The 10,164-nt window shown below is 70.8% G+C and carries 9 protein-coding genes; 7 read left to right on the forward strand and 2 right to left on the reverse strand.

Annotated features, from left to right (window positions below; genetic code table 11):
• Nucleotides 1-12 precede the first annotated feature (12 nt).
• The 7 genes from BLV01_RS08245 (at nt 13) to BLV01_RS08275 (ending at nt 6,902) form a co-directional block, all read left to right on the forward strand.
• Nucleotides 13-966, forward strand: coding sequence for a polysaccharide deacetylase family protein (locus BLV01_RS08245; RefSeq protein ID WP_091796414.1), 954 nt, complete (start codon nt 13-15; stop codon nt 964-966).
• Nucleotides 963-1,649 (forward strand): ABC transporter ATP-binding protein, encoded by a 687-nt coding sequence (locus BLV01_RS08250; RefSeq protein WP_091796416.1) that lies wholly within the window; start codon nt 963-965, stop codon nt 1,647-1,649. The genes BLV01_RS08245 and BLV01_RS08250 overlap by 4 nt, the downstream gene beginning before the upstream one ends.
• Nucleotides 1,650-1,658: 9 nt before the next feature.
• Nucleotides 1,659-2,588, forward strand: a complete 930-nt coding sequence (locus BLV01_RS08255; RefSeq protein WP_091796418.1) for an aldo/keto reductase — start codon at nt 1,659-1,661, stop codon at nt 2,586-2,588.
• Between the two features lie 70 nt (nt 2,589-2,658).
• A complete protein-coding gene (locus BLV01_RS08260) occupies nt 2,659-3,807 on the forward strand; it encodes an ABC transporter permease (protein WP_091797220.1) in 1,149 nt (382 codons plus the stop codon).
• Between the two features lie 11 nt (nt 3,808-3,818).
• Complete coding sequence (locus BLV01_RS08265; protein WP_091797223.1) at nt 3,819-5,006, forward strand: ABC transporter permease; 1,188 nt, start codon at nt 3,819-3,821, stop codon at nt 5,004-5,006.
• 78 nt (nt 5,007-5,084) lie between these two features.
• Entirely contained in the window at nt 5,085-6,365 is a 1,281-nt protein-coding gene (locus tag BLV01_RS08270) for a cupin-like domain-containing protein (RefSeq protein ID WP_091797226.1), read from the forward strand.
• 42 nt (nt 6,366-6,407) lie between these two features.
• Nucleotides 6,408-6,902, forward strand: coding sequence for a DinB family protein (locus BLV01_RS08275; RefSeq protein ID WP_091797229.1), 495 nt, complete (start codon nt 6,408-6,410; stop codon nt 6,900-6,902).
• A 138-nt stretch (nt 6,903-7,040) separates the two neighbouring features.
• On the opposite strand, the gene BLV01_RS08280 is transcribed toward BLV01_RS08275, so the two are convergent.
• The gene (locus BLV01_RS08280) at nt 7,041-7,829 is read right to left on the reverse strand and encodes an alpha/beta fold hydrolase (RefSeq protein ID WP_175485823.1); all 789 of its coding nucleotides are present in this window, start codon (nt 7,827-7,829) and stop codon (nt 7,041-7,043) included.
• Nucleotides 7,826-8,191, reverse strand: coding sequence for a hypothetical protein (locus tag BLV01_RS25300; RefSeq protein WP_139178562.1), 366 nt, complete (start codon nt 8,189-8,191; stop codon nt 7,826-7,828). The genes BLV01_RS08280 and BLV01_RS25300 overlap by 4 nt, the downstream gene beginning before the upstream one ends.
• Between the last annotated feature and the right edge of the window lie 1,973 nt (nt 8,192-10,164).

The following is a 10,164-nucleotide window of genomic DNA, read 5'->3' on the forward strand; positions in this document are numbered from 1 at the left end:
GACAGCCAGCAGATGCGAACCGAACCGAGCCACGGCAACGCCGTCATCCTGATGTACCACCGCATCGCCGACGACGGCACCGAGCTGTGCGTGTCGCCGGCCGAGTTCCGCGCCCATCTGGCCGTGCTGCGCGAGGAGGGCTGCCAGGTGCTGCCGCTGCAGGAGCTGGCGCAGGCGCTGGCGCGCGGCGACGCGCCGCCGCGCAGCGTCGCGATCACCCTGGACGACGGCTACCTCGACGCGCTCACCGATGCCGCGCCGATCCTGCGCGAGTTCGAGTACCCGGCGACCTTCTTCGTCATCACCGCGACCCTGGACGGGCCCGCCGAGTTCTGGTGGGAAACCCTGCAACGCGTGTTCGACCACCAGTCGCTGCCGGCCGAGCTCGACGCCGACCTGGCCGGCGCGCCGGCGCCGCTGCCGCTGGCCACGCCCGAACAGCGGCGCGCGGCCTTCGACGCGGTGCGCCGCCCGTTCTATGCCTGGACGCCGGAGCAGCGGCGCGAACGCATCGCCGCGCTGCTGGGCTGGAGCGGGCTGGCCGCGGCCGACGGCGCCGGGCCGGTGCGCGCGATGACCCCGGAGGAACTGCGCCATCTCGACGCGATGCCGGGCATGGAACTGGGCGCGCACACCGAGAACCACCTGCTGCTGCCGGCGCACGCGCTGCCGATCAAGGAACGGGAACTGCTGCTGTGCCGGCAGCGGCTGGAAGCGCTGCTCGGGCGCGAGGTGCGCTCGCTGTCGTATCCCTACGGCGCCTTCGACGAGGAATCGGTGCGCGCCGCGCAGCGCGCCGGCTTCGCCGCGGCGGTGACCACCGGCAACCAGCCCGCGTCCGCGCACAGCCACCCGCTGGTGCTGCCGCGCTGCGCGGTGCAGGCCGGCGACGACCTGCGCGCGCGCCTGCGCGAACTGTTCGCGCAGGCGCCGCAAGCGCACCACTACGACCGGTCCTTCGCATGAGCCTGGTGTCGGTGCGCAACCTGCGCAAATCCTACGGGCTCGGCGCCAACAGCGTCGAAGTGCTGCATGGGGTCGACCTGGACGTCGCCGAGGGCGAGTTCGTCGCGCTGATGGGGCCGTCGGGTTCGGGCAAGTCGACCCTGCTGAACCTGATCGCCGGCCTCGACAAGCCCAGCTCCGGCGAACTGACCGTGGCCGACGCGCGCATCGGCGAGATGAGCGCGACCGAACTGGCGCGCTGGCGCGGCCGCCACATCGGCTTCGTGTTCCAGCTCTACCACCTGATGCCGACCCTGACCGCCGCCCAGAACGTGGAAGTGCCGTTGCTGCTCAGCGGCCTGGACGCCGCCCGGCGCCGGCGCCAGGCGCGCATCGCGCTGGAGGTGGTGGGCCTGTCGCACCGCATCGACCACAAGCCGGCGCAGTTGTCCGGCGGCCAGCAGCAGCGCGTGGCGATCGCCCGCGCCATCGTCACCGACGCGCCGCTGCTGGTGTGCGACGAGCCCACCGGCGACCTCGACCGCGCCAGCGCCGACGAAGTGCTGGACCTGCTCGGCGCGTTCAACCGCGAGCACGGCAAGACCATCGTCATGGTCACCCACGATCCGGCGGCGGCGGCGCGGGCGACGCGCCAGCTGCACCTGGACAAGGGGCGCGCCGTCGACGCCCCTGCGACCCACTGAGGCCCGCGCGTGCGCTATTCCTTTCTCGGCTCGACCGGACTCAAAGTCTCCGAACTGTGCCTGGGCGCGACCGAGTTCGGCGGCAGCACGCCGGCCGACGAGGCGCGGCGGATCTGGGCGCGCTGCCTGGACGCCGGGGTCAACTTCGTCGACACCGCCGATTTCTCGCCGGAAAGCGAGCGCCTGCTCGGCGAGTGGATCGGCGAGCGGCGCGAGCAACTGGTGATCTCGACCAAGGTGTTCCGCCGCACCGGTCCCGGGCCGAACCAGCTCGGACTGTCGCGCAAGCACATCGTGCAGTCCTGCGAAGCCTCGCTGCGCCGGCTCAAGACCGATTACATCGATCTGTATTTCGCCCACTCCGACGATTTCCTCACGCCGCTGGAGGAGACCCTGGCCGCGTTCGAGCAATTGGTGCGGCAGGGCAAGGTGCTGTACCTGGGCGCATCCAACTACACCGCCTGGCGCCTCAACGAGGCGCTGTGGACCGCGCAAGGCAACGGCTGGTCGCGCTACTGCTGCGTGCAGGCGCTGTACAACCTGCACCAGCGCGACATCGAGGCCGAACTGTTGCCGATGTGCGCGCACAAGGGGCTCGGCGCGATCGCCTGGAGCCCGCTGGCGCGCGGCGCATTGACCGACGCCAAGGCCGGGCGCGAAGGCGCGTCCTCGCCGGTGGATGCGGCGCTGGCGGAGGTCGCCGCGCAACTGGGCCGTCCGCGCGCGCAGGTGGCGTTGCGCTGGGCCTTGAACCGCGCGGGCATGAACGCGGTGGCGATGGGCCCGTCGAGCCTGGCCCAGGCCGAGGAGAACCTCGGCGCCTGCGCGGTGGAACTCGACGCCGGGCACATGGCCGCGCTGGACGCCGCCGGCGCGCCGCGACGGCCGTATCCGGCCAACCTGGAGCCGCTGGCGCGCGCCTTGCGCAGCAACGACTGAGCCGCGGGCGGGCAGGGCCCGTCCGGTACATCCCCGCAACCGACGCATCGATGGAGTACGCAGCCGAACCATGAACCACTTGTTGCTGATCTGGAAGGGACTGTGGCGAAAGCCGGTGCGCACCGGGTTGACCTTCGCGTCGATGACGGTGGCGTTCCTGTTGTTCGGGCTGCTCAACGGCATCAACCAGGGCCTGGACCACGTCACCGAGCGCTTCCACCTCGACCGCCTGTACGTGATGAACCGGATCAGCATGTACCACCCGCTGATCCTGCCGTTCGCGCAACAGGTGGAGAAGATCCCCGGGGTCGAGGACGTCGCCTACTGGGCCTACTTCGTCGGCTACTACCAGCGCCCGACGGTGCAGTTGCCGATCGTGGCCGCGGACGTGGAGCGGATGTTCCGCATGTATCCGGAACTGCACCTTCCGCGCAGCCAGCTGGAGACCATGGGCATCGTCAAGTCCGGCGCGGTGATCAGCAAGAACCTGGCCAAGCGCTTCGGCTGGAAGATCGGCGACCGCGTCCCGATCAAGTCCTCGATCTGGCCGCGCAAGGACGGCAGCGACATCTGGTACTTCGACATCGTCGGCGTGTACGAGCCGTCGGAGGCCTCGCCGGCGCTCAACGACCTGTTCTTCGTCAACCTCGACTACTTCGACGAGGCGCGCGCGTTCGGCGCCGGCCAGGTGCACCTGATGATCGTGCGGGTGAACGACGAGAAACGCAGCGGCGCGATCGCCCAGGCCATCGACAAGCTCGCCGAGAACTCGCCGCTGCAGACCCGCACCCGCACCGAGAACGCCTACGCCGCGGTGCAGTGGCGGCAGATCAACGACCTGCGCACGGTCGGCAACTTCATCATCGGCGCGGTCCTGTTCACCCTGCTGGTGGTCAGCGCCAGCACCATGATGCAGTCGGTGCGCCAGCGCTTCGCCGAACTGGCGGTGCTGATGACCCTGGGCTTCACCCCGCTGCGCATCGCCGGGCTGATCCTCGGCGAGGCCTTGTTGCTGAGCCTGATGGCGGCGATCGCCGGGTTCGGCCTGGCCGCGCTGGCGTTCCCGGCGGTGGCCGAGCTGTTCGGCGCCATGCGCATGCAGCCGGGCGTGTACGTCAGCGGCCTGGCGATCGCGCTCGGCATCGCCCTGGTCAGCGCCTTGCTGCCGATCGTGCGTGCGATGCGCTTCAGCCTCGTCGCCGCGTTGTCCGGACGCTGAGGAGGCCGCGCATGCACAAACTCAGACTGATCGCGCAGGCCGCGCTGATGAACCTGCAAGGGCTGTCGCGCCGTCGCCTCAACGCGCTGGTGATGGTGGTCAGCATCGCCGGCGCGGTGGCGGTGTTCTCCGGGGTGCTGGCGATGAACGCCGGCCTGGACGGAGCGATGCGCGACGCCGGCCGGCCCGACCGGGCGATCGTGCTGCGCGCCGGCTCGACCGTGGAGATCGCCAGCGCGATCTCGCTCGACGACCTGCGCGCGATCCAGAACTCGACCCAGGTGCGCAAGAACGCCGACGGCACCGTGCTGCTCACCGCCGAGGCGGTCGGCCCGATCACGTTGGTGGAGAAGTCCAGCGGGCTGGAGGTCAACGGCACCATCCGCGGCGTCGGCCCGCAGGTGCTGGCGGTGCGTCCGGAGATCAAGCTGGTCGCCGGGCGCATGTTCGAGCCGGGCAAGTTCGAGGTCGTGGTCGGCCGCCAGGCGATGGAACAGTTCCAGGGCCTGAGCCTGGGCGGGCAGGTCGCCGCCTACGGCACCCAATGGAAGATCGTCGGCGTGTTCGCGGCCCAGCACAGCATGCGCGAGTCCGAACTGATGGCCGACGCGACCGTGGTCATGGACGTCAGCCGCCGGCCGATGTTCCAGAACGTCACCGTGGTGCTGCCCGACGCGGCCGGCGTGGCCGGGTTCAAGCAGGCCGTCGCCGCCAACCCCAGCATCGCCATGGACGTGTTCAGCGAGCCGGAGTTCCTGCAGCGCGAATCGCGCAGCCTCAACGGCCTGCTCGGCTTCATGGCCTATGTGATGGGCGGGATCATGGCGCTGGGGGCGATGTTCGTGGCGATCAACGCGATGTACTCCAGCATCGACGACCGCCGCCGCGAGATCGCCACCTTGCGCGCGCTCGGCTTCCCGCCGCTGGTGGTGGTCAGCTCGATCGTGGTCGAGGCCGCGCTGCTGGCGTTGCTGGGCGGCGCGCTCGGCGCGGTCCTGGCGGCGCTGGTGGCCGGCGGCCGCACGGTCAGCACCGCGGTCGGCGCGGACCTGCGCCAGTTGGTGTTCGACGTGTCGATGACCCCGTCGGTAGTGCTGCAGGGCTTCGCCGCGGCGCTGGCGATCGGGGTGATCGGCGGGCTGGTGCCGGCGATACGCGCGGTGCGCAGCCAGGTCGTGGACGACCTGCGCGCGATATGAGTTCTACCCGGGCGCCGCGCCGGCGCCCACCAGGCAATCTTCCACAACGCATCCATAAAACGCATCGAGGAAACCGCAATGGCAGCGAAGGAAATCGCACGAATCTCCAGGCCCGATCCTGAGCGGTTCCTGCGCGACTACGTCCGCACGCGCACGCCGGTGATCATCACCGACCTGTTCGCGGGCCAGCCGATCGACGCGATCCGCACGCTCCAGGACGCCAGCGCCGCGTTCGGCGGCGTGCCGATGAACGTGCAGACCGAGTACGCCGTCGCCGCCAGTTCGCCGGAGACCGCGGTCGAGACCACCATGACCTTCGACGAGTACTGGGCGCACGTGCGGGCCAACCCGGACACCGCGCTGCTGTGCACCGAGTACGAGATCCCGGCCAGCATCATGCGCATGTTCCGGCTGCCGGAGTTCTGCCTGGCCCAGGACCTGGACGAGCCGGAAGTGCTGGACATGCCGCGCAAGTACGGCGACCACGACCTGTGCTCGAACATCTTCGTCGCCAACGCCGGCAACCGCGCCCACCTGCACTTCGACGGCGACCACCGCCAGGTGCTGCTGCACCAGATGTTCGGCCGCAAGCAGGTGCTGTTGTTCCAGCCAGAGGCCTGCGTGGACCTGCGCACCACCTCGGGCGCGCCGTGGTCCTCGGGCGTGTACCTGGAGCAGATGTCGACTCAGGAGCAGCTGGACTTCGTCGCCGAAGTCGGCGGCTACCACGCGGTGCTCGAACCCGGCGAGACCATCTACATGCCGGCGCTGATCTGGCATTACCTGGGCTATGTGGACGATGCGATGTCGTTCAACCTGCGCTTCCGCCGCAACCGCTTCGGCCGGTTTTTGTGCGTGGACAACTTCCATCGCGATTCCTACATCCAGAACCTGGGCTCGCATCTGGCCGGTTCCGGCGCGCACGGCGCGCTGGCCGAGGCGATGCCGCAGATCGAGGCCGAATACGCGCGCCCCGCGGCGAGCCTGCGCGAGAAGGTCAGCGGGATGCGCGCGGTGCTGCGCCGCGCCTGCGAGCAGGCCTTGCCGGACACCGAGCCGGCGCGGTTCTGCCCGCCGCAGCTGGACGCGCAGGAGGTCGACAAGATCCTCGCCGACATCGGCCAGACCGCGCGCTACGTCGAGCCCGCGCTGGCCGCCAAGTCGCGCCCGACCGGGCCGCTCAGCCCGGTGCAGAAGCAGACCATCCAGAACACCGCCGCGCGCCTGGGCTATTCCGACGAGGCGCTGGCGCACCTGCTGTGGAACCGCCTGGGCAAGTCGCAGCTCGACGACCTGAGCAAGACCGAGGCCGTGCAGTTCATGGTCTACATGCGCTCGCCGGGTTCGTCCCTGCGCTAGCTCCCTCCGCCGTCCTTCCCTTTGCTGCCAAGAGACATCCGCATGCGAGCCGATATCCAGAGCGTATTGAAGACCTGGGAACGCGAGAACGAGACCACCCTGGAGGTGTTCGCCCGGGTGCCGGAGGGGCGCAACGAACAGACCGTGGTCCCCGACAAGGGCTGGACCCTGGGCGGGCTGGTCTGGCACATCTGCATCAGCGAACGCTGGTTCTGCGCCGAGGTCATGGGCGCGCAGCCGGGCGGCGACAACGAGGTGCCGGCGGACGAAGTGCCGGCGACGGTGGCGGAGATGACCGCGGCGTTCCGCCGCTCGCACGCGGCGCTGATGCAGGCGGTGGCGGAGCGCGACGAGGCCTGGGTCGACGAGAGCGTGGATTTCTACGGCAATCCATGGACGCGCATGGAGCTGCTGAACCTGATGCTGCGCCACGAAGCGCACCACCGCGGCCAGCTCAGCATCCTGATGATGGTCGCCGGCGGCCAGCCGCCGACGATCTACGGCGCGCCGGGGATCAACCTGGAAGACGCGCTGTAACCAGGGGGTCAGCTCTTTGTAGGAGCGGCGCGAGCCGCGACCGCGAGTCCGCGGCTACGGCGAGGGTTTCGTCGAAGGCGCGAGTTCGCGGTCGCGGCTCGCGCCGCTCCTACAGGCGCCAGCGCGACTGCGCGGGGCTCAGTCCAGGAACCGCATCACCGCGTCGCCGACCTGATCCATCTGTTCGAGCTGGGGGATGTGCCCGGCGTTGTCGACCAGCAGCGTGCGCGCGCCGCCGATGCGCGCGGCGAATTCCTCGGCGTAGACCGGCGGGATCATCCGGTCCTGCCGGCCCCACACGATCAGGCTCGGCGCGCTGATCCGGTGGATCCGCCGCGCCAGCCCCTTGTCCGGGATCGGCCAGGTGAACTTGCCGGCGCAGGCCAGCGCCCAGGTCTTGCGGATCACCCGTTCGATCGCCGCGTCGCGGTCGCGCGGCACCGCGAACATGATCTGCCCGACCAGGCCCTCGGGCTGGGCCACGGTCCACTGCGGCAGCTGCGCGGCCGGAATCGACCACCAGTTCGGCACCGGGTGATCGTCGCGCCACAGGCCCGCCGGGGCGATCAGCACCAGCCGGCGGATGCGCGCGCGCGCATGCGCGGCCAGCTCGGCGGCGAACATGCCGCCGATGGAATGGCCGGCCACCGCGACCGAATCCAGCCCGAGCGCGTCGAGCAGTTCGTCGAAGTACAAGGTCAGGTCCCAGACGTCGCGCAGCTCGTCGATCTCCTGCTCGGCGCCCGGGCTGGTGCCGGGGAAGTCGGGCGCGTAGACGGTGAAGCGCTGCGCGAGCCGGTCCAGGAACGGGTCCCAGTGGCCGCTCTCGCCGTGCAGGAACAGCAGCGGCGGGCCGCTGCCGCACACGTCCACGCGGGTGTTGATCCGTCCGTTCCACGCGCGCACCACGCGCTGCTCGATGTTCATGCGCCCACCCATCCCGGCTGCGCCGGCGCCGGCGGCGCGTTGCGCGCACCGCGCAAGCGCTGCGGCCACCAGCGGTTCTCCCAGCCCTCGTCGTCCCAGATGCCGCGCAGGTGCGGCAGCACCTCGCTGCAGAACAAACGAACGCGCAGGAGCGCCAGCGCACCCCGCACAGAGCCAACCACCAGCAGCACCAGCAGAGGGCCCACCCCCACCGGGCGAACCGAACCCGCCACCACCGCCCGCACACGGCCCCGGCCCCAGCCCACCACAAACGCGGCGCCCACCAAGCCAGCGAACCTGAACCACCGAAGCCGCGAACGCACCCGGCGCACCGCCGACACCGCCGAGAGCAGCCAGCGCACCAGCCAACGGCAAGCCGCCGGCCCCCGCCGCGCCAACGCGCACGCAACGGCCGAACGCGGCGCCTAGAACGAGCAGACGCGACCCCAGGACGAGCAACAGGCCGCGGCCGCGCGCCCGCCCACCGCCAACAGCGACAAAAACCAGGCCCGACAGGCAGCGCCGTCCGGCCAGCACCGCCACGAGAACGCCCAGAACGGCGACAGCAAACGCCGACAGAACCGAAGGCAGGGGGAGGACAGCAAACAAGACCAGGACGCGCGCCGGCCACAGAAGGCCCAGGTCCGGAGCCACCCGATCCCCGGCACCCACATCCGCCGCCGCGGACCCAGCAGCCGCCGACGCAACAGGCGCACCAGAGGCAGCGCGACGCACGCGCCCGTCCAGACCAACGCCCAGCACGCCCACCAGACCGTGAAGATCACCGCCGGCGACGCCGAAGACCACGCCCGCACCGCCACCGCCGCGACCCCAGAACACGACGCCCCGCAAAAAGGCGCGCAAACCGGCAAGCACCCAAAAATCCCCACCCCGCCCAGCCAGGCCAGCAACCCACACGCCGCCGCGACGAGAACCCGCCGCCACGCGCGAGGCAAACGCCACCCGACCGGCAACCAGGACACGGCCACCGCCCAGCGCCGCCGGGACAGCAACCCGCCCAGAAGCCTCCGGCCCGAAAGCAGCCCGCACGCCCAAGGCGGGGGCGCCGACACGCAGACGCCCGCGAACCCGCAACGCGCGCCCGAGACCAGCCCCGCCAACGACCACGCCGAGAACCCGCCGACCCGCGAGCACGCGGGCAACGCAGACCAGCGCACCCCGACCCAGACCGAGCGGAGGCGCGGCTCCAAAGCCCACGCCAGAGCCCGCAACGCCAGCAGGGGCAACAGCAAAACCCTCACCGCCCCCCGTCCCGACCGCGAGCCCCGCGCCCCGGCCACCGCGACCAGTGACGACGCGCACGCAGGCACGACCCCCGGGCCCAACCCGCACCGCCGCCCAAACCCGGCCGCCCCCGGACACCACCGCGGACGGCACGACCACCCGCGCGCCCCGGCCCCCCGCGACGAGGGGGACCTCGCCGGCGAGGCCAGCCACCACCGCACCCAGCGGGACAAGCCAACGGACGGGCTGACCAACCCGGCGGCCAAGGAGGCCACGCTCAAACCCGCCCGCCGCGCCCCCCCGCCCCGGACAAACGCGCCGAAACGCCGCCCGAGCTTCGCAACCAGCGAGCCGACCAGCGGAAGAACCAACCGGCAAAAGAGCGCGCCGCACGCGCCAACCAACATCCACCACCCCGACGCCCCGACCGTCGCGAAGCCCGCGCCCATCACCGCCCAGCAACGCCGCCAGCCCACACCCACGGGCCAATACGCAGACACCCACAGCAACGCCCCGAAGCCGAGCCAGCCAACCGCCTCGAACGCGCCGAAGGGCCCGGCGGTCGCCCCGGCGGCGAAGGGACGACCCCAAGCGCCCAGCAGCGAAAGCAACAGCCAAACCTTCGGCCCCAGGCCCAACCGCACCCAGTCGGGCGCCGAGACGGGCGCAAACAAACCGAAGAAGGCGGCCACACACACCAAGCCAACCGCGAAAGAGACCAAACCCACACACCGAACGCCCACGAAAACCCCCCCAAACACCAGCCCCGCCAGCACGCCGCCGAGGAAGAAACCCAAGGCCAGCATCAACAGGCGAAGCGAACCCACAGCCCGACCGTACACCGGCCGCGCAAAGACGCCCGGAGAAAGCACCCCCAGGCCCAGGCCCACGCACACCGCACACAGCCGGTCGAACACAGCACCGACAGAGCGCCGAGACAGAACGACCGCCACCGCAAGCACAAGCCCGCACAGACCGGCCGAAAAGCCCCAGCCCACGCCGACAACCGCCCGCCAGAGAGCGAACGCAAGGAGAAGCACAACGCCCCCCACCACCCCACCCCGGCCCACGCAAAAAGCGCCCAGCCAGC

The organism is Lysobacter sp. yr284, from assembly GCF_900107375.1.
Classification (GTDB): domain Bacteria; phylum Pseudomonadota; class Gammaproteobacteria; order Xanthomonadales; family Xanthomonadaceae; genus Lysobacter.